Here is a 492-nt window from a genome sequence, read left to right as displayed (position 1 = left end):
TTCTGCTTTTTTCGCCATAAGCGGATGGATTTAGCGTTTAAGACTTTGAGTGATATTTTCTTTTGGGGAATGCAGCTTCATGGCGCGTTCCTGCGACTGCCTGTCCACGACCTTCCGGTATTCCCAGCGGTTGTTGTCGGTCTGCACCAGTCCGAGGTATTCGGGATGCAGCTCGTCGTAACGAATCTTCTGCTGCCGTTCCCATTCCTTCAGGTCGCCCTTGATGACTTTGAAGCCCTGCGGCTCCCTCAGGTCAACGCCGACCGACACCTTCTCGCCGCCGACATTGAGTTCCACGGGCTTGCCGTCACGTACCTGTTGCTTCTGCTGCGTGCCCAGCTCGATGTCGTTCACCTTCTCCATGTCCTTCAGCTTTTGTTCCAGCCGTATTTCAGTTACGCGGCGGTGAATGACGGACTTCGTTTCCGGGTCAAGCTGGAGGTACTGCCGGGTCTTTTCGCCGTTCACATCCACGGCCTTTTGGATGACTTC

1 pseudogene is annotated in these 492 nt (G+C 54.9%); it reads right to left on the bottom strand.

Going from position 1 to position 492, the window contains the following annotated elements:
• Positions 1-30: 30 nt before the first annotated feature.
• Positions 31-492 (bottom strand): annotated as a pseudogene (locus H6B30_RS16090) (DUF3945 domain-containing protein); the annotation flags it as partial.

It is taken from the genome of Marseilla massiliensis (assembly GCF_016899955.1).
Classification (GTDB): Bacteria; Bacteroidota; Bacteroidia; order Bacteroidales; family Bacteroidaceae; genus Prevotella; species Prevotella intestinigallinarum.
Note: the sequence above shows the minus strand (reverse complement) of the source record. Positions and strands in the feature narration are given on the sequence as shown.